16 protein-coding genes, 4 tRNA genes and 1 riboswitch are annotated in these 17,584 nt (G+C 58.4%); of the genes, 15 read left to right on the forward strand and 5 right to left on the reverse strand.

Going from position 1 to position 17,584, the window contains the following annotated elements:
- Positions 1 to 30 precede the first annotated feature (30 nt).
- The 5 genes from astA (at position 31) to astE (ending at position 5,364) form a co-directional block, all read left to right on the forward strand.
- Positions 31 to 1,056, forward strand: a complete 1,026-nt coding sequence (gene astA, locus APH41_RS25905; protein ID WP_003193612.1) for an arginine N-succinyltransferase — start codon at positions 31 to 33, stop codon at positions 1,054 to 1,056.
- Positions 1,053 to 2,522, forward strand: coding sequence for a succinylglutamate-semialdehyde dehydrogenase (astD, locus tag APH41_RS25910; protein WP_177333599.1), 1,470 nt, complete (start codon positions 1,053 to 1,055; stop codon positions 2,520 to 2,522). Before astA ends, astD begins: the two co-directional genes overlap by 4 nt.
- A 156-nt stretch (positions 2,523 to 2,678) precedes the next feature.
- Positions 2,679 to 4,025 (forward strand): N-succinylarginine dihydrolase, encoded by a 1,347-nt coding sequence (gene astB / locus APH41_RS25915; protein WP_054922324.1) that lies wholly within the window; start codon positions 2,679 to 2,681, stop codon positions 4,023 to 4,025.
- Positions 4,026 to 4,051: 26 nt separating this feature from the next.
- The gene (locus APH41_RS25920) at positions 4,052 to 4,336 is read left to right on the forward strand and encodes a hypothetical protein (RefSeq protein ID WP_054922326.1); all 285 of its coding nucleotides are present in this window, start codon (positions 4,052 to 4,054) and stop codon (positions 4,334 to 4,336) included.
- An 11-nt stretch (positions 4,337 to 4,347) separates the two neighbouring features.
- Positions 4,348 to 5,364, forward strand: coding sequence for a succinylglutamate desuccinylase (astE, locus tag APH41_RS25925; protein WP_054922329.1), 1,017 nt, complete (start codon positions 4,348 to 4,350; stop codon positions 5,362 to 5,364).
- Here astE and APH41_RS25930 read toward each other — a convergent pair.
- Together APH41_RS25930 and APH41_RS25935 are read right to left on the reverse strand one after the other, a co-directional pair.
- A complete protein-coding gene (locus APH41_RS25930) occupies positions 5,351 to 6,847 on the reverse strand; it encodes a M91 family zinc metallopeptidase (RefSeq protein ID WP_157717964.1) in 1,497 nt (498 codons plus the stop codon). The genes astE and APH41_RS25930 overlap by 14 nt on opposite strands.
- 138 nt (positions 6,848 to 6,985) lie before the next feature.
- Positions 6,986 to 7,495 carry a 6,7-dimethyl-8-ribityllumazine synthase gene (locus APH41_RS25935; protein ID WP_054922336.1) on the reverse strand — a complete coding sequence of 170 codons (510 nt, stop codon included), beginning with the start codon at positions 7,493 to 7,495 and terminating at the stop codon, positions 6,986 to 6,988.
- Positions 7,496 to 7,592: 97 nt separating this feature from the next.
- Positions 7,593 to 7,762, reverse strand: a riboswitch (FMN riboswitch).
- Between the two features lie 190 nt (positions 7,763 to 7,952).
- Here APH41_RS25935 and ltaE point away from each other — a divergent pair.
- The 8 genes from ltaE (at position 7,953) to mgtE (ending at position 15,700) form a co-directional block, all read left to right on the forward strand.
- Positions 7,953 to 8,957, forward strand: coding sequence for a low-specificity L-threonine aldolase (gene ltaE, locus APH41_RS25940; protein WP_034128464.1), 1,005 nt, complete (start codon positions 7,953 to 7,955; stop codon positions 8,955 to 8,957).
- A gap of 146 nt (positions 8,958 to 9,103) precedes the next feature.
- The gene (gene alaS / locus APH41_RS25945) at positions 9,104 to 11,722 is read left to right on the forward strand and encodes an alanine--tRNA ligase (RefSeq protein ID WP_014719590.1); all 2,619 of its coding nucleotides are present in this window, start codon (positions 9,104 to 9,106) and stop codon (positions 11,720 to 11,722) included.
- A gap of 95 nt (positions 11,723 to 11,817) precedes the next feature.
- Positions 11,818 to 13,059, forward strand: a complete 1,242-nt coding sequence (locus APH41_RS25950) for an aspartate kinase (protein ID WP_054922338.1) — start codon at positions 11,818 to 11,820, stop codon at positions 13,057 to 13,059.
- A 174-nt stretch (positions 13,060 to 13,233) separates the two neighbouring features.
- Positions 13,234 to 13,422 carry a carbon storage regulator CsrA gene (csrA, locus tag APH41_RS25955; protein WP_003175645.1) on the forward strand — a complete coding sequence of 63 codons (189 nt, stop codon included), beginning with the start codon at positions 13,234 to 13,236 and terminating at the stop codon, positions 13,420 to 13,422.
- Between the two features lie 62 nt (positions 13,423 to 13,484).
- Positions 13,485 to 13,575, forward strand: a tRNA-Ser gene (locus APH41_RS25960).
- Between the two features lie 108 nt (positions 13,576 to 13,683).
- Positions 13,684 to 13,760, forward strand: a tRNA-Arg gene (locus APH41_RS25965).
- A 72-nt stretch (positions 13,761 to 13,832) separates the two neighbouring features.
- Positions 13,833 to 13,909 (forward strand) — tRNA-Arg (locus APH41_RS25970).
- A 348-nt stretch (positions 13,910 to 14,257) separates the two neighbouring features.
- Positions 14,258 to 15,700 (forward strand): magnesium transporter, encoded by a 1,443-nt coding sequence (mgtE, locus tag APH41_RS25975; protein WP_003193593.1) that lies wholly within the window; start codon positions 14,258 to 14,260, stop codon positions 15,698 to 15,700.
- A 100-nt stretch (positions 15,701 to 15,800) separates the two neighbouring features.
- On the opposite strand, the gene APH41_RS25980 is transcribed toward mgtE, so the two are convergent.
- Complete coding sequence (locus APH41_RS25980) at positions 15,801 to 16,127, reverse strand: Arc family DNA-binding protein (RefSeq protein ID WP_003193592.1); 327 nt, start codon at positions 16,125 to 16,127, stop codon at positions 15,801 to 15,803.
- Positions 16,128 to 16,176: 49 nt separating this feature from the next.
- Between APH41_RS25980 and APH41_RS28945 the strand changes: the two genes are divergently transcribed.
- Entirely contained in the window at positions 16,177 to 16,401 is a 225-nt protein-coding gene (locus APH41_RS28945; RefSeq protein WP_106117681.1) for a hypothetical protein, read from the forward strand.
- A 123-nt stretch (positions 16,402 to 16,524) separates the two neighbouring features.
- Here APH41_RS28945 and APH41_RS29535 read toward each other — a convergent pair whose 3' ends face one another.
- The gene (locus tag APH41_RS29535; protein WP_034128463.1) at positions 16,525 to 16,704 is read right to left on the reverse strand and encodes a PA3371 family protein; all 180 of its coding nucleotides are present in this window, start codon (positions 16,702 to 16,704) and stop codon (positions 16,525 to 16,527) included.
- Positions 16,705 to 16,714: 10 nt separating this feature from the next.
- Positions 16,715 to 16,942, reverse strand: a complete 228-nt coding sequence (locus tag APH41_RS25990; protein WP_054896750.1) for a hypothetical protein — start codon at positions 16,940 to 16,942, stop codon at positions 16,715 to 16,717.
- 320 nt (positions 16,943 to 17,262) lie between these two features.
- Here APH41_RS25990 and APH41_RS25995 point away from each other — a divergent pair.
- Positions 17,263 to 17,339: transfer RNA gene (locus APH41_RS25995), tRNA-Arg, on the forward strand.
- The last annotated feature ends 245 nt before the right edge of the window (positions 17,340 to 17,584 follow it).

Below are 17,584 nucleotides of genomic sequence, written 5' to 3' on the forward strand. Positions count from 1 at the left end.
TGACAACAGCGGCCCGTTCGAGGAGATAGCATGATCGTTCGTCCCGTACGCAGCAGCGATTTACCGGCCCTGATTGATCTGGCGCGCAGCACCGGCACCGGCCTCACCACCTTGCCGGCCAACGAAGAGCGCCTGACCCACCGGGTGGGCTGGGCGGAAAAAACCTTTCGCGGCGAAGCCGGGCGCGGCGATGCCGACTACCTGTTCGTGCTGGAAAACGACGAAGGCCGCGTGGTGGGAATCTCCGCCATCGCTGGCGCCGTTGGCCTGCGCGAGCCGTGGTACAACTTCCGGGTTGGGCTGACTGTCAGCGCTTCCCAGGAACTGAATATCTACCGTGAGATACCGACTCTGTTCCTGGCCAACGACCTCACCGGTAATTCCGAATTGTGCTCGTTGTTTTTGCATGCCGATTACCGCAACGGCCTCAACGGTCGCATGCTGGCCAAGGCGCGCATGTTGTTTATCGCCGAGTTCCCGCAACTGTTCGGCAACAAGATCATTGCCGAGATGCGCGGTGTGTCCAACGACGCCGGGCGTTCGCCGTTCTGGGAAAGCCTGGGCCGGCACTTCTTCAAGATGGAGTTCAGCCAGGCCGACTACCTCACGGGCGTAGGCAACAAGGCGTTTATCGCCGAGCTGATGCCCAAGTTCCCGCTGTACAGCTGCTTTCTCTCCGAAGACGCGCGCAATGTAATCGGCAAGGTCCACCCGGACACCGAGCCGGCGCTGAGCATGCTCAAGAGCGAAGGCTTCAGCTACCAGGGCTATGTGGATATTTTCGACGCCGGCCCGGCGGTGGAATGTGAAACCAGCAAGATCCGTGCGGTGCGCGACAGCCAGTCACTGGTGTTGGCCATCGGCACGCCGGGGGACGATGCCACGCCGTTCCTGATCCATAACCGCAAGCGCGAGGAATGCCGTATCACCGCCGCTCCGGCCCGTCTGGCGGCAGGTACGCTGGTGGTCGATCCACAGACCGCCAAGCGCCTGCAACTGGTGGTGGGTGATCAAGTGCGTGCTGTTGCGTTGTCTGCTGCTCGGGAGTCCAAATAATGAATTCGCTGTATATCGCAGGTAGCTGGCTGGCTGGCCAGGGTGAGCTGTTTGAATCGCGCAACCCGGTGACTCAGCAAGTGCTGTGGGCTGGCAATGGTGCCAGTGCCGAACAGGTCGAATCCGCCGTGCAGGCTGCGCGCCAGGCATTCCCGGCATGGGCCAGGCGCCCGCTCGAAGAACGCATCAGCGTGCTGGAAACCTTCGCCGCTACGCTTAAAAGCCGTGCCGATGAAATCGCCCGCTGCATTGGCGAAGAAACCGGCAAGCCACTGTGGGAGTCGGCCACTGAAGTCACCAGCATGGCCAACAAGATTGCGATCTCGGTGCAAAGCTACCGCGAGCGTACCGGCGAGAAGAGCGGCCCCCTGGGCGACGCCACCGCTGTGTTGCGCCATAAACCCCACGGTGTGGTGGCGGTGTTCGGCCCTTACAACTTCCCTGGGCACTTGCCCAATGGGCACATCGTCCCGGCGTTGCTGGCGGGCAATACCGTGCTGTTCAAGCCGAGCGAGCTGACCCCCAAGGTCGCCGAGCTGACCGTACAGTGCTGGATCGAAGCCGGTTTGCCGGCGGGCGTGCTCAACCTGCTGCAAGGCGCGCGGGAAACCGGCATCGCCCTGGCGGCCAACCCAGGCATCGACGGCCTGTTCTTTACCGGCTCCAGCCGCACCGGCAACCACTTGCACCAGCAATTCTCAGGGCGCCCTGACAAGATCCTGGCCCTGGAAATGGGCGGTAATAACCCGCTGGTCGTGGACGAAGTCGCCGACGTGGATGCGGCGGTGTACACCATCATCCAGTCGGCGTTTATCTCGGCAGGCCAGCGTTGCACCTGCGCGCGCCGCTTGCTGGTGCCGCAAGGTGCCTGGGGCGATGCCTTGCTGGCGCGCCTGGTGGCGGTGAGTGCGAGCATTGAAGTGGGCGCTTTCGACCAGCAACCGGCGCCGTTCATGGGCTCGGTGATCTCGCTCGCTGCGGCCAAAGCCCTGATACACGCTCAGGAACTGATGTTGGCCAATGGCGCGGTGGCGCTGCTGGAGATGACCCAGCCTCAGGCTCAGGCCGCTTTGTTGACCCCTGGAATCATCGACGTAACCGGGGTGACGGAACGTGAAGACGAAGAGCTGTTCGGCCCGCTGCTGCAGGTGATCCGCTATGCGGATTTTGCCGGTGCCATCGCTGAGGCCAACAACACCCAGTACGGCCTGGCCGCTGGCCTGTTGTCGGACTCCGAAGCGCGTTACCAGCAGTTCTGGCTGGAAAGCCGCGCCGGCATCGTCAACTGGAACAAGCAGTTGACCGGCGCCGCCAGTACCGCACCGTTCGGTGGTGTCGGGGCGTCGGGCAATCATCGCGCCAGTGCCTATTACGCGGCGGATTATTGCGCGTACCCGGTGGCGTCGTTGGAAACGCCAAGCCTGATAGTCCCGGCAACGCTCACGCCAGGTATAACGCTGATCTAAATGTGGGAGCGGGCTTGCTCGCGAATGCGGTGTTTCATTCAATATTTGAAGTGACTGAACCACCGCTTTCGCGAGCAAGCCCGCTCCCACAATGGATCTGTGGTGTATTCAAGTGATTTGATGCCTATAAAAACAGATGTTCGTGGAGCCTCGCCGATGAAATCCTGTGAAGTCAATTTTGACGGTCTAGTGGGGCCGACCCATAACTACGGCGGTTTGTCCTTCGGCAACGTCGCGTCCCAAAGCAACAGCCAGCAGTCTTCCAACCCGAAGGAAGCGGCGTTGCAGGGCCTGCAGAAAATGAAAGCCCTGATGGACATGGGCTTTGTGCAAGGTGTATTGGCGCCCCAGGAGCGCCCGGATGTAGCCGCCTTGCGCAGCTTGGGTTTCAGCGGCACCGACGCTCAGGTGATCGAGCAGGCTGCCAGGCAGGCCATGCCTTTGCTGGTAGCGAGCTGCTCGGCATCCAGCATGTGGGTAGCCAACGCCGCCACCGTCAGCCCAAGTGCCGACACCGCAGACGGCCGTGTGCATTTCACCGCTGCCAACCTCAATTGCAAATACCACCGCAGTATCGAGCACCCCACCACCAGTCGCGTGCTGGGGGCGATGTTCGCCGATGGCAAGCATTTCGCTCACCACGCCGCCTTGCCGGCCGTGGCGCAGTTTGGCGATGAAGGCGCGGCCAACCACACGCGTTTCTGTCGTGAGTACGGCGAGGCGGGCGTGGAGTTTTTCGTCTTCGGCCGTAGTGCTTTCGACCCCCGTTACCCGGCCCCGCAGAAGTACCCGGCGCGCCAGACCCTCGAAGCCTCCCAGGCCGTTGCGCGCCTGCATGGCTTGAAGGATGACGGTGTGGTCTACGCCCAGCAGAACCCGGCGGTGATCGACGCGGGTGTGTTCCACAACGATGTGATCGCGGTGGGCAACGGCGAGGTGCTGTTCTATCACGAGGATGCGTTCCTCAATACCGAACAGATGCTTGCCGAGCTGCACGGCAAGTTGAGCAAGCTGGGCGGCAACTTCCAGTCGGTGTGTGTGCCTCGCGCGTTGGTCAGTGTCGAGGACGCGGTGCGTTCCTACCTGTTCAACAGCCAGTTGCTGACTCGTCCTGACGGTTCGATGCTGCTGATCGTGCCGGAAGAGTGCCGCGCCAATGAGCGCGTGTGGCAGTACTTGCAAGGCCTGACCGCTTCCGGCGGGCTGATTCGCGAGGTCAAGGTCTTCGACCTCAAGCAAAGCATGCAGAATGGCGGTGGGCCGGCGTGCCTGCGCCTGCGTGTGGCGTTGAACGAAACCGAGCTGGCGGCCGTGAATCCAGGGGTTATCATGACTGCGCCGTTGTACGAAACCCTGACCCAATGGGTGGGCAAGCACTACCGTGACAGCCTGCGCGAAACCGACCTGGCTGACCCGCAGTTGCTGCTTGAGTGCCGGACGGCACTGGATGAACTGACGCAAATCCTTAAACTGGGCTCGGTTTATCCTTTCCAGATCAATTAATGCCACACGGCTGAGATATTTTATTTATGACCGACACCCTGAAACTCATCCTTGAAGACACCGACGGCACCCAGCTGGAAACCTCCTGCACCCGCGTCGCCGTGGTCTGGCAGGGCAAGGAGATCTGGATCCAGCACGATGGCCGCGGCCAACTGCTGATTGGCGTAGACGTAGAGGAGGGCGACGCCGAGTACGCCAACCTGCTGATGCGCCCATTGGCCACCAACCTGATGAGCCTGCAACTGGAAATGGAACCGGCCGACGTTGAAGGTGACGACGATCACGTCCATGGCCCAGGCTGCAACCACTAAGGAAGCTGCTTATGCTCGCCCTCGGCAAACTGCTTGAACTGACCCTCGCCGGTCGTGAACCGGCGCAAAAAATTCAACTGACTGTCGACGGCGTGCAGATGCGCTGGCTCAGCGAAGGCGCGCTTGAAGTGCGTCCTCCTGAAGCTCTGGACAACGGCAGCGACTTGCTGTTGTCGTCCGGCATCCATGGCAACGAAACCGCGCCGATCGAATTGCTCGACCGCCTGTTGCATGGCATTGCCCGCGGGGAGATCAAACCCCGCACCCGTATTCTGTTCCTGTTCGGTAATACCGAGGCCATGCGCCGCGGTGAGCGTTACCTCGAGCTGGACGTCAACCGGCTGTTCAATGGCCGTCATGAACAAAACATTGGCCCCGAAGCCATGCGCGCCGCCGAGCTTGAGCAATTGGCCCGCAGCTTTTTCAGCCTGCCTGGCCGCTCGCGCCTGCATTACGACCTGCACACCGCGATTCGTGGCTCGAAGATCGAACAATTCGCGCTGTATCCCTGGAAGGAAGGGCGCCAGCATTCGCGCCACGAGCTGGCACGCCTGCGCGCTGCCGGTATACAAGCGGTGTTGCTGCAGAATAAAACCTCGATCACCTTCACCGCGTTTACCTATGAACAGTTGGGCGCCGAGGCCTTCACCCTTGAATTGGGCAAGGCGCGACCATTCGGGCACAACGAGGGTGTAGACGTGCGTCTCCTGGAGGCTCGCCTCACGCAGATCATCGAGGGCACCGAGCCTGTGACCGAGAGCCTGGACGGCCTGCAGCTGTTTGCCGTGTCCCGTGAAGTGATCAAGCACAGCGACGCGTTCCTGTTGCACCTGCCGGCGGATGTGGAAAACTTCTCGCCGTTGGCCAAGGGCTACCTGTTGGCCGAAGACGTGGCCAAGACCCGTTGGGTGATCGAGGAGGAGGGCGCGCATATCATTTTCCCCAACCCGAAGGTCAAGAATGGCCTACGGGCGGGGATATTAATTGTGCCGACCTCAGAAGACGCCGCGGAGCTTAAACAGGGTTAAAGGAATACTGTTTGCGCGGCGGCATGTTCAGTTCTTCGCGGATACCATTCTCACTGAATGACACCGGGTTGGAATTGGTGGGTGGAGTCGACGGGTCGTTGTCGAAGTCGAAAGGGGGGGCGTCTGTAGGCAGGCCCACCGCCTGCAGTTCGCTGTTGCGGATGAGCGGACGGGCCTTGTCGCCGTCGACACCGTCCTCGCTGTATCCTGGCAGGGTGGTTCCGGTGACCGCGTTGTACGCATGGCACAGCTCGTGATAAAGCAACGGTATGTTGGTCATTCGATTGCCGATGAACGTCGGATTGTAGTAGATCGAACCACCGTAGGCCGGTATGCCCCGTTGATTATTCTCAATGAATGACCTGGGTTCCGATTCGTTGCTCGGCGCAAACAGCCCGTTGCTCTCATCTTGCAACTCATAGATATTGATTGGGGTGCCGCCTATCAATTGCGCGGCGTACAGCGCTTGCAGCAATTGTTGCCCGTTCGGCGATTGGGCCAGCAGCGAGAGGTCATCGTTTACTCGTTGTTGAAACTGGAGGCTACCGACTACTCGAACGCCGCTGTGGATCAGAGGGTAGTAATTGATATCGGTCACCCGCGCTTGCTGGACATCTATTGGCGAGCTGTTCCCTGATGTGGAAGCGGGCACGCTGAACTGCTGCGCAGCAACAAGGATGGTGTTGGAGTCTTTGAAGACTATGTCCCTCGGCTTGAGCTGAAGTGCCAGATCCATGCCGTGTCCGGCATACATCACATTGCTGTGCGGGCCTGCCTGTAAAATATCATCGCCTGGCCCACCCACCAGGATGTTGTGCTTGCCTCCCCCTGTCAGATGATCATGGCCCTCTCCGCCATTGATAAAGGCCTGCCCTTGGGCGCCAATGACGGTATCGTCCCCCGCGCCGGAGTAGACCGTCATGTCACCGTCGGCGAGGGCAACAACCTTGTCGTTTCCATCACCTGCCTCGATATAGCAGGCGCCTCGCCGAGTCAGGATCATATCTTCGCCGGGGCCGGCGAAAATGCGCGAGTAGCCGCCTCCGGCCCAGATGCGATCACTGCCTTCACCGGCGTCGATCAGGATGGGGTGGGTGACATCGTCGGCAACATTAATTAGGTCATCACCGCCCTGTGTCCGGAACACCACGAACTGATTGAGCCCGTTCAGGGTGACATGGAAACGTTGCGTATTGACTATGACGCTGAGGCCTTCACCTTCGCCTTGCGCGGGGAGGTCGACGCAGATTCGGTCGGCTTTATCGGTGGTTGTGAACACAAGGTAATCGTGCAGTTCATCGGCCAATTCGCGCTCGACAAGCACGGTATTATCGGCATGCAGCGTGATGAACGCTAACGGCAGTTGGGCGTGCGGGCCCCTTTGGAGGTTTTTGGTGCGGTTGATGGGGTCGCTGATTCGTCCGTCAATCATCCAGACGTTATCGGGAGCGCGCGGAGCGCTTGGAAGGGTAATCTCAGACATGCTGACTCCGTTGATGATGGGAACTCTTTTGAGGTAAACCTCAAAACCATTACATCGTCGGTACATCAATCACTGGTTTTACTTATATATATGCCCTGTCGATCCAAGGAAACTCGGCTGGACAGGGCTCGGATGCAATCAGCTAACGCGCTTTTGCGGCTCGCTTTGATAGATCGCCCGCACTTTGTGCAGGGTATCGGCGCAGGTGCGCGCAGCTTCCTGACCCTTGTGCACGAAGTGCTCATAGAAGAACGTGGTGTGCTCGCTGCCGGCATGGAAGTGGTGCGGCGTCAGGGACACCGAGAACACCGGCACTTCAGTTTCCAACTGCACCTGCATCAGGCCGCTGACCACCGATTGCGCGACGAATTCGTGACGGTAGATGCCACCGTCCACCACCAGCGCGGCAGCGACGATCCCCGCGTAACGGCCGGTCTTGGCCAGCAACTTGGCGTGTAGGGGCATTTCAAAGGCGCCGCCGACTTCGAAGAAGTCGATGTCCGATTCCTGATAACCCTGGGCGATCATTTCGGCGAGGAAGCCTTTGCGCGATTGGTCGACAATATCCTTGTGCCAGCAGGCCTGGATAAACGCGACGCGCTCGCCGTGATGGTTTTTGCTTTTGCTGTCGATTGCGGTGGGTTGCATGTTCTGACTCCTGTTTAAGAAAAAAACAGGGCGTTATGAATCGAATGGGATTTAAGGGTACGCATGCGCAAACAGGCGCGCGGCCCTTAGGTGCCAATCCCGTTCTCTCTTCATCCGGACTATGACCGTCGGCCCCGGGATCACACCGGGTCTGCTGACCTTGTCGCCGTCCTGCCTGAGCAGTTCAAGGCGCCAAGCGCTCGCGGGCTATGCACATTGCGTGCAATTACCGCCGGTGGGGAATTGCACCCCGCCCTGAGAACGTTGCCGCCAGAACCCTGGCGGCGGAGAGTTTTTAACATGGTTTTTCGAAAACTGCACGGCTGCCGTCTCGATAACTTATATCGGTTTGATTGGTTGGTATTCGAATGAATGCAATAGGGGCTTGATATTCCGTGGCTTTGCCCGCAGTAATCACACACAAAAGGACTTATCCACTCCGTTAGAGGCCCCCTTCATGACCGTGATCGACCTGCGCAGCGACACCGTGACCCAACCTACCCCCGGCATGCTCGACGCAATGGCCAGCGCCGTCAGCGGCGATGATGTTTATGGTGAAGACCCCAGCGTTAACCGCTTGGAGGCCGAGTTGGCCAAGCGCCTGGGCTTTGCCGCGGCGCTGTTCGTACCCACCGGCACCATGAGCAACCTCCTGGCGTTGATGGCTCACTGTGAGCGCGGCGAGGAATACATCGTCGGCCAGCAGGCCCACACCTACAAATACGAAGGTGGCGGTGCGGCGGTGCTGGGGTCGATCCAGCCGCAGCCCCTGGAGGTTCAAGCTGATGGCTCCCTTGATCTGAACCAGGTGCTTGCAGCCATCAAGCCCGACGACTTCCACTTCGCGCGCACGCGCCTGCTGGCGCTGGAAAACACCATGCAGGGCAAAGTGCTGCCGCTGGATTATCTGGCCAAGGCCCGGGCATTTACCCACGAGCACGGCCTGGCCCTGCACCTGGATGGCGCCCGCCTTTACAACGCAGCAGTCAAGCTGGGGGTGGATGCGAGAGAAATCGCCCAGCACTTCGATTCGGTGTCGGTGTGCCTGTCCAAGGGCCTCGGCGCGCCGGTCGGTTCGGTGCTGTGTGGCTCGGCGGCGCTGATCGCCAAGGCTCGGCGCTTGCGCAAGATGGTCGGCGGCGGCATGCGCCAGGCCGGCTCACTGGCGGCGGCGGGGTTGTATGCTCTGGATCATCAGGTGCAGCGCCTGGCTGACGACCATGCCAACGCGCAATGGCTGGGCGATGAGTTACGCAAGGCCGGCTACAGCGTCGAGCCGGTGCAGACCAATATGGTGTATGTGCAGGTAGGCGATCAGGCGCAGGCGCTGAAGGCCTTTGCGGCCGAGCGTGGGGTCAAGTTGAGTGCCGCGCCGCGCCTGCGCATGGTCACCCATCTGGACGTCAGCCGGGCGCAGATCGAGCAAGTGCTGCAGACATTCGTCGCGTTTTCGCAGAAATGACAGTGCAGGCCGTCTAATTGACTGTTTCTATCACATAAACACGCTGTACCACCGGCAAAGGGCCGATATAATGCGGCCCTTTGCCGTCGCTCCGTCTGATGATGTTGCGCACTGGCCTTTGGCCGCAGCCTCCGTGGAAGAACCTAATGAAAAGCGCAGAAATCCGTGAAGCCTTCCTTCGCTTCTTCGAAGAGCAAGGTCACACCCGTGTAGCCTCCAGCTCCTTGATCCCAGGCAATGACCCAACCCTGCTGTTCACTAACGCGGGGATGAACCAGTTCAAGGACTGCTTCCTGGGCCAGGAAAAGCGCGCCTACACCCGCGCTACCAGCAGCCAGAAGTGCGTACGCGCCGGCGGCAAGAACAGTGACCTGGAAAACGTCGGCTACACCGCTCGTCACCACACCTTTTTCGAGATGCTGGGTAACTTCAGCTTCGGCGACTATTTCAAGAAAGACGCGATCACGTTCGCCTGGACGTTCCTCACCGGCGTGCTGAAGCTGCCCAAGGAAAAGCTCTGGGTCACCGTGTACGCGACGGACGATGAAGCGTATGACATCTGGACCCAGGAAATCGGTGTACCTGCCGAGCGCATGATCCGTATCGGTGACAACAAAGGCGCGCCCTACGCGTCCGATAACTTCTGGACCATGGGCGATACCGGCCCGTGCGGCCCGTGCACCGAGATTTTCTACGATCACGGCGACGATATCTGGGGTGGCCCGCCAGGTTCGCCGGAAGAAGACGGCGACCGTTACATCGAGATTTGGAACAACGTGTTCATGCAGTTCAACCGCACCGCCGATGGCGTGTTGCATCCGCTGCCGGCACCGTCGGTGGACACCGGCATGGGCCTGGAGCGGATCAGTGCGGTGATGCAGCACGTTCACTCCAACTACGAAATCGACCTGTTCACCAACCTGCTGAGCGCCTCGGCGGCGGCCATTGGCTGCGCCAATGAAGGCCAGTCTTCGCTCAAGGTGGTGTCGGACCACATCCGTTCCTGCGGTTTTCTTATCGCCGACGGCGTGCTGCCGTCCAACGAAGGCCGTGGCTACGTGCTGCGTCGCATCATCCGTCGCGCGTGCCGCCACGGTAACAAGCTGGGCGCTACCGGCAGCTTCTTCTACAAGATCGTGGCCGCGCTGGTTGCCGAGATGGGCGATGCCTTCCCGGAACTCAAGCAACAGCAAAGCAACATCGAGCGGGTGCTCAAGGCTGAAGAGGAGCAATTCTCCAAGACCCTGGAGCATGGCCTGAAGATTCTGGAACAGGACCTGGCTGAGCTCAAAGGCACCGTGGTGCCGGGTGATGTGGTGTTCAAGTTGTACGACACCTATGGTTTCCCGATGGACCTGACTGCCGACATCGCCCGCGAGCGTGAGTTGACCGTCGACGAAGCCGGTTTCGAGCGTGAGATGGAAGCCCAGCGCGTGCGCGCACGTTCGGCCAGCTCCTTTGGCCTGGACTACAACACCCTGGTCAAGGTTGACGTACCGACCGAGTTCACCGGCTACAAGGCGACTGCGGGCTCGGCCAAGATCGTCGCCATCTATAAAGACGGTAAGTCGGTCGACGTGTTGAGCGAAGGTGAAGAGGCGGTTGTGGTACTGGACCAGACGCCTTTCTATGCCGAGTCGGGTGGCCAGATTGGCGATTGCGGTTTCCTGAGCTCGACATCCGGTCGTTTTGATGTGCGCGACACCACCAAGACCGGCGGGGCTTTCCTGCATCACGGTGTGCTGGTGCTGGGCAACTTGACCGTGGGCGCACCGGTAGACACCCAGGTGGATGCCGACGTACGGCATGCCACGGCGTTGAACCATTCGGCCACTCACTTGCTGCACGCCGCGCTGCGCCAGGTACTGGGCGAGCACGTGCAGCAAAAAGGTTCGTTGGTGGACAGCCAGCGCCTGCGTTTTGACTTCAGCCACTTTGAAGCGATCAAGCCTGAGCAGATCAAGGCCCTGGAAGACATCGTCAACGCCGAGATTCGCAAGAATACCCCGGTTGAAACCGAAGAAACCGATATCGAGACCGCCAGGAATAAAGGCGCCATGGCGCTGTTTGGCGAGAAGTACGGCGACGAAGTCCGCGTACTGAGCATGGGCGGCAGCTTCTCGGTAGAACTCTGTGGTGGCATCCACGCCAACCGCACCGGCGATATCGGCCTGCTGAAGATCATCAGCGAAGGTGGTGTGGCCTCGGGCGTACGTCGTATTGAAGCGGTAACCGGTGCTGCGGCCCTGGCTTATCTCAATGCAGCCGAAGAACAACTCAAGGAAGCGGCCGGCCTGGTCAAGGGCAGCCGCGACAACCTGATCGACAAGCTGTCCGCCGTGCTGGAGCGCAACCGTGCGCTTGAGAAACAGCTGGAGCAGTTGCAGGCCAAGGCGGCGAGCGCTGCGGGCGATGACCTGTCGGCCGCGGCGGTTGACGTCAAGGACGTAAAAGTCCTGGCTGCGCGCCTGGACGGCCAGGATGGCAAGGCGCTGTTGGCCTTGGTCGATCAGTTGAAGAACAAGCTCGGCCGCGCAGTGATCCTGCTCGGCAGTGTCCATGAGGATAAGGTCGTTCTGGTTGCTGGTGTAACCAAGGACCTGACTGGCCAACTCAAAGCCGGTGATTTGATGAAGCAAGCCGCTGCGACAGTGGGCGGCAAGGGCGGTGGTCGTCCGGACATGGCGCAAGGCGGTGGTGTCGATGCCGCAGCTCTGGACGCGGCGCTGGCCTTGACCGTGCCATTTGTCGAGGCAGGTATTTAAAGCACTGTTAACCGGCCCGTGGTCTAGTCACGGGCTTGTTCAGTGCGGGTGGATTGGAAATTAGGCGCCCCTTTACGGGCTGAGGCGGCTTGGAAATGGCTTTGATCGTACAGAAATTTGGAGGCACCTCGGTCGGTTCTGTCGAAAGAATCGAGCAGGTCGCCGACAAGGTTAAGAAGTTCCGCGATGCTGGCGATGATCTGGTAGTGGTGCTGTCGGCCATGAGTGGCGAGACCAATCGCCTGATCGATCTGGCCAAGGCCATCAGCGATGATCAACAGCCGCTGCCGCGCGAGCTGGATGTGATTGTCTCCACGGGCGAGCAGGTAACCATTGCGCTGTTGGCCATGGCGCTGAACAAGCGTGGCGTGCCAGCGGTGTCCTACACTGGTAGTCAGGTGCGCATTCTTACAGACAGCGCACATACCAAGGCGAGGATCCTGCAGATTGATGATCAGAAAATTCGCACTGATCTCAAAGCAGGCCGTGTGGTAGTTGTAGCGGGTTTCCAGGGCGTGGATGAGCACGGCAACATCACCACGCTGGGTCGTGGCGGTTCGGACACCACCGGTGTGGCCCTGGCGGCAGCGCTCAAGGCTGACGAATGCCAGATCTATACCGATGTGGATGGCGTCTACACCACTGACCCACGCGTCGTGCCAGTGGCCCAACGGCTGGACAAGATCACCTTTGAAGAAATGCTGGAAATGGCCAGCCTTGGTTCCAAGGTGTTGCAGATTCGTGCGGTGGAGTTCGCCGGCAAGTACAACGTTCCGCTGCGCGTATTGCACAGCTTCAAGGAGGGTCCGGGCACCCTCATTACTATTGATGAAGAGGAATCCATGGAACAGCCGATCATTTCCGGCATCGCTTTCAATCGCGATGAAGCCAAGCTGACGATCCGTGGCGTGCCAGACACCCCAGGCGTGGCTTTCAAGATTCTGGGGCCTGTCAGCGATGCGAATGTTGAAGTCGACATGATCGTGCAGAACGTTTCGCACGACAACACCACCGATTTCACCTTCACCGTGCATCGCAATGAATACGATGCAGCATTGAAAATCCTGCAGAACACTGCGAGCGAGATTGGCGCGCGTGAAGTGGTCGGCGATACCAAGATTGCAAAGGTGTCGATCGTCGGGGTGGGCATGCGTTCCCATGCTGGCGTTGCCAGCCGTATGTTCGGGGCTCTTGCCAAAGAAGGTATCAACATCCAGATGATTTCCACCTCGGAAATCAAAGTCTCGGTCGTCCTCGAAGAGAAGTACCTGGAGCTGGCTGTACGCGCGCTGCATACGGCTTTTGAGTTGGATGCGCCGGCCCGACAGGGCGAGTGATGCATTGCCAGGAAGGCGCGGTTTACCGCGCCTTTCATTTTTTTGTGGGGTACATGGTCTTTTGCATGGGCTCGACAATACTTAGCGAGTAGGGCTACGACCTTTTGGTTGTAGGTCGAATGCTTTTTTTTTGCAGACTGTTGTTCCTGAACTGAAATGCGTGAGGTGAAAGGTATGCTGATTCTGACTCGTCGTTGCGCAGAAAGCCTGATTATCGGTGATGGCGAAATCACTGTGACCGTGCTCGGCGTCAAAGGCAATCAAGTACGTATTGGGGTTAACGCTCCGAAAGAGGTGGCGGTCCACCGCGAGGAAATCTACCTGCGGATCAAGAAAGAGAAGGACGAAGAACCAAGCCTTTAATTTTTATCGTTTTTTATGTTTGCAAACGGGGAGGAACGTGGTTAATATACGCCCCGTGTTGCGGAGAGCTGGCCGAGTGGCCGAAGGCGCTCCCCTGCTAAGGGAGTACACCTCAAAAGGGTGTCGGGGGTTCGAATCCCCCGTTCTCCGCCATTATTTGCTTAGTACGTTGCAATCTGGTTTTTTCGGTAAGTTGTTGAAAATACTCGAAAAAATAGCTTTACATAGAGATTGAACGGCCTATAATGCGCGGCAACAAATGCACTCGTAGCTCAGCTGGATAGAGTACTCGGCTACGAACCGAGCGGTCACAGGTTCGAATCCTGTCGAGTGCACCATTTAAGAGTTAGTTGCAGCGATGCAGGTAGCTTGGCTTCAACCAGTTGTGATCTGGTCTAAAAACACAATCTGCACTCGTAGCTCAGCTGGATAGAGTACTCGGCTACGAACCGAGCGGTCACAGGTTCGAATCCTGTCGAGTGCACCATACAAACAAAAAGCCCGCCTAGTGCGGGCTTTTTGCCGTCTGGGGTTTGTATAGGCTTTATCCGGCGTCCTCCTTTTTCTCCCTCCTCATGTGTTTTCCCATGCGTCTGCGTCGTCGCAGTTCATAGATGCAGCCAATACTGAGCTTTGGCGTGCAAGCGCTTGTTCTTTCCAGTTTTTTAACGTTTAAAACGTCCGGGCGGTGTATCATGCGCCCGTCAGCCCCGCCGGGGCTTGTGGAATACCTCCATGGACTTACCCAGTAGTTGCTCAGTACCCCGTTTTACCAATCATGAATTGACTGATTGATCCTTCCGGCGTGCCCCGCTGCTGGGAGTGGAGTTCGCCTATGACCGAAGTAGAAGTAAAGAAAACACAAGAAAGCCTGCAGGATCGTCTGGCTCAAGTTATCGAGCTGCTGCAGCGCCAGCGCGTGGTCGAAGACCTCACGCACCGCCAGGAAGGTCCGAACCACGACCGCGTCGAAAACCTGGTTCACCGGCAAAACCTCGTCGAGTTGCAACGCAAGCTCGATGACCTGCACTCCGCCGACGTCGCCTACATTCTTGAAGCCTTGCCGTTGGATGACCGACTGACCCTGTGGCAGTTGGTGAAGGCTGATCGCGACGGTGACATCCTTCTGGAAGTATCGGACTCGGTGCGTGAGACGCTCATCGCCGACATGGATGACCACGAACTCCTGGCTGCCGCCAAGGAGATGGATGCGGACGAGCTTGCTGACCTGGCCCCTGAGCTGCCCCGTGATGTTGTCCATGAGTTGATGGAAGCGCTCGACACGCAGCAGCGTGAGCGTGTGCGTTCCGCGCTGTCGTACGACGAGGATCAGGTCGGCGCCCTGATGGACTTCGAGATGGTCACCATCCGCGAAGACGTCAGCCTGGAAGTGGTGCTGCGTTACCTGCGCCGCCTCAAAGAGTTGCCCGGCCACACCGACAAATTGTTTGTGGTCGACTATGAGGGCATCCTCAAAGGCGTTTTGCCGATCAAGCGCCTGCTGGTCAATGATCCGGAGAAAAAAGTTGCTGACCTGATGGCCAGCGATACCGTGAGCTTCCACCCGGACGAAGATGCCTACGACGCGGCCCAGGCATTCGAGCGTTACGACTTGATCTCGGCTCCGGTGGTAGATAAGAACGGCAAGTTGATCGGTCGTCTGACCATCGATGAAATCGTCGACTTGATCCGTGAGGAAAGTGAAACCGAAGTCCTCAACATGGCGGGTTTGCGTGAAGAGGAAGATATTTTCGCGTCGGTCTGGCGTTCACTGCATAACCGCTGGGCCTGGCTGGCTATCAATCTGATTACCGCGTTTATCGCTTCTCGCGTGATCGGGTTGTTTGAAGGCTCCATCGAGAAGCTGGTTGCCTTGGCGGCGTTGATGCCGATTGTGGCGGGCATTGGCGGCAACTCCGGGAACCAGACCATCACCATGATCGTGCGCGCCATGGCGCTGGACCAGGTCAGTACCGCCAATTCCTCACGGCTGTTGCGCAAGGAACTGGCTGTAGGCCTCATAAACGGATTGGTGTGGGGGGGCGTGATTGGCGTGGTGGCCTACTTGCTCTACGGAAGTTGGTCCCTAGGTGTGGTCATGACTGCGGCCATGACCCTTAACCTGTTGCTGGCGGCCTTGATGGGGGTATTGATCCCCATGACCCTGGCGCGTCTAGGTCGCGATCCCGCCATGGGTGCCAGTGTGATGATCACGGCCATGACTGACAGTGGTGGTTTCTTCATCTTCCTGGGCCTGGCAACGATCTTCCTGCTCTGACCCTTCCCGCGGGGGCAAACCTGCCCTCGCTTTGCTTCTTATTCCCAAACTCGACGCAAAAAAAGCCAGCACAGGGCTGGCTTCGGCTTTCAGGTGTCAATCAATTGGCTTCTGCGGCCGCCTCCACGTCGTGCGCGATAAGCGAGACGAGAGCATTTTGCTGGCGGTGGGAGAGCTGACGGAAACGCTGCAGCAGTTCGCGTTCGTGCAGTGACAGCTCGGGGCTGTCCAGGCGCATGCTCAACTCTTCACCCAAGGCACCTTCCTGAATAAGGCTTTGTTCCAGGCGTGCGATGATTTCGGAGTTCATGCTGCGGTGATGATTGCGAGCCACCTCGGCAATGCGTTCCCGCATTCCGTCTGGCAGACGTACGACGAATTTGTCAGCCGTACGGCTGGAATAAATTGCCTGTTTCAATGGGCGCATATATTTAACCGGTTAGTTCAGGGGAGCGGTTTCTGGAATTGGCCGCAAGATGAGTGTTAAGACAAGGCTCACGACCAAAGTTCAACGCGAATTGCAAAGAGGCCGCATCATGCCTCAGATTTGCCATTTCATTGGCGTCAATTCTGTGACAAATATTGAACCGCCTAAAGGCTTTATGCCAGTACTGATTTGCGTTTTTGCGGACTGGTTGGAAAAATTTCCCGCAGCTGCAGCGAAGCTCGGCAACCTTCGTCCAGGCCAGCGCGGAATCTGAGTCGAAGGGTGTCCTTTCTATAGGGGTATGGCCTTTTGCCCGCAAGCTTAAGGTTAGTAGCTGTTCGGCTATTTACGAGTGTCAGGCGACATAAGGTAGGGAGAAGGGGCGGCGGGGGGAGGGCTAGCGAAGGAGTGGATCGAATTTGATTCGGCGACCCTTGATGAGTGCAATTATCAGTAGGCTGCCCAGCACGGCGCTTGCGACGAAGGCTAGGGTTTGAGCTTGTTGTGAGGTGGCTCCCAGGCCTAGTGCGGCGGACATGAGGGTCAGGCACAGAAATAACCAGGCAGATTTGGACATGAATATTTTCTCAGAAAACCCAATGCTCGGCCGCTGGGGCAGATTGGGTTTCTTGGGTCAGGCGAATGGGGGGCTGGGGGTTGGCAGTCATCAGTGCGAGTTGAGGGCGCTGTTGCAGATGGTGGGGAATGGCTTGGCTGATTTGCGCGCCGTCTTCAGTATTGGTCGGCTGAAAATGAAACGTCACCACCGCGGCCAGTGCCACAGCGTTCAGTGCTAATAGAAGGGCGCTGTTCATAGTCATGGTCTCCACGGTGCCTGGAACGATTGGTTATGTATGACTTTGCAGATGTCGTGCCAACCTATTAGGCCAATAAAAACAAAGAGTTAGATTTGATTTTTGGGGTTTTGAGGTTGCAGTTTGCAATGATGGCATATTGGCGCAGTGCAATTTGCACGATGCATCTGAAGGCTTTGGTCTGCAGCGAGAGGCTTTGAATGCATTCGCAGGGATCGGCCTACATTCAAAATGCCAACGGACGACATGACAAAACCAGCCTCGGCCGTTAAGATGCACGCCGTCTGTCGCTAGCCCTTCCGGGTAAGCATTTGGTATTTGTCCCAGTAGCTCAATTGGATAGAGCATCCCCCTCCTAAGGGGAAGGTTGGCCGTTCGAACCGGCCCTGGGACACCATCTCTGTTGAGCTTTCCCTTTCCGGTATTCGCCGGTCTAAAAAAACAGTCTTTCTCGCTCCTCGCTTTCGCAGGTCTCGGCCGGGCTTCTTCCGGTTGGAGTTCGATGCATTTGTGTGGGAGGGGTATTCACGCCCCAGGGCTATACGCTTCTTCTTATATAGAAGAGGCGGCGAGGCATCCTGATTTTATAGGCGAATGTGTTTTTAACTTTTTTGCGGATAAGGGGTTGACGTTCATGGCGAT

The sequence above is a fragment of the Pseudomonas sp. NBRC 111138 genome (assembly GCF_001320835.1).
Classification (GTDB): Bacteria; Pseudomonadota; Gammaproteobacteria; order Pseudomonadales; family Pseudomonadaceae; genus Aquipseudomonas; species Aquipseudomonas paracarnis.

Bases quoted from the DNA above. Each gene is read 5' to 3' on its own strand.
- APH41_RS28945 (WP_106117681.1), top strand. From the start codon at position 16,177: ATGAGTGTTAAGACAAGGCTCACGACCAAAGTTCAACGCGAATTGCAA.
- astB (WP_054922324.1), top strand. From the start codon at position 2,679: ATGAAATCCTGTGAAGTCAATTTTGACGGTCTAGTGGGGCCGACCCAT.
- APH41_RS25935 (WP_054922336.1), bottom strand. From the start codon at position 7,495: ATGCAACCCACCGCAATCGACAGCAAAAGCAAAAACCATCACGGCGAG.
- mgtE (WP_003193593.1), top strand. From the start codon at position 14,258: ATGACCGAAGTAGAAGTAAAGAAAACACAAGAAAGCCTGCAGGATCGT.
- csrA (WP_003175645.1), top strand. From the start codon at position 13,234: ATGCTGATTCTGACTCGTCGTTGCGCAGAAAGCCTGATTATCGGTGAT.
- APH41_RS25930 (WP_157717964.1), bottom strand. From the start codon at position 6,847: ATGTCTGAGATTACCCTTCCAAGCGCTCCGCGCGCTCCCGATAACGTC.
- APH41_RS25920 (WP_054922326.1), top strand. From the start codon at position 4,052: ATGACCGACACCCTGAAACTCATCCTTGAAGACACCGACGGCACCCAG.
- ltaE (WP_034128464.1), top strand. From the start codon at position 7,953: ATGACCGTGATCGACCTGCGCAGCGACACCGTGACCCAACCTACCCCC.
- APH41_RS25950 (WP_054922338.1), top strand. From the start codon at position 11,818: ATGGCTTTGATCGTACAGAAATTTGGAGGCACCTCGGTCGGTTCTGTC.
- APH41_RS29535 (WP_034128463.1), bottom strand. From the start codon at position 16,704: ATGTCCAAATCTGCCTGGTTATTTCTGTGCCTGACCCTCATGTCCGCC.
- astE (WP_054922329.1), top strand. From the start codon at position 4,348: ATGCTCGCCCTCGGCAAACTGCTTGAACTGACCCTCGCCGGTCGTGAA.
- alaS (WP_014719590.1), top strand. From the start codon at position 9,104: ATGAAAAGCGCAGAAATCCGTGAAGCCTTCCTTCGCTTCTTCGAAGAG.
- astA (WP_003193612.1), top strand. From the start codon at position 31: ATGATCGTTCGTCCCGTACGCAGCAGCGATTTACCGGCCCTGATTGAT.
- APH41_RS25990 (WP_054896750.1), bottom strand. From the start codon at position 16,942: ATGAACAGCGCCCTTCTATTAGCACTGAACGCTGTGGCACTGGCCGCG.
- APH41_RS25980 (WP_003193592.1), bottom strand. From the start codon at position 16,127: ATGCGCCCATTGAAACAGGCAATTTATTCCAGCCGTACGGCTGACAAA.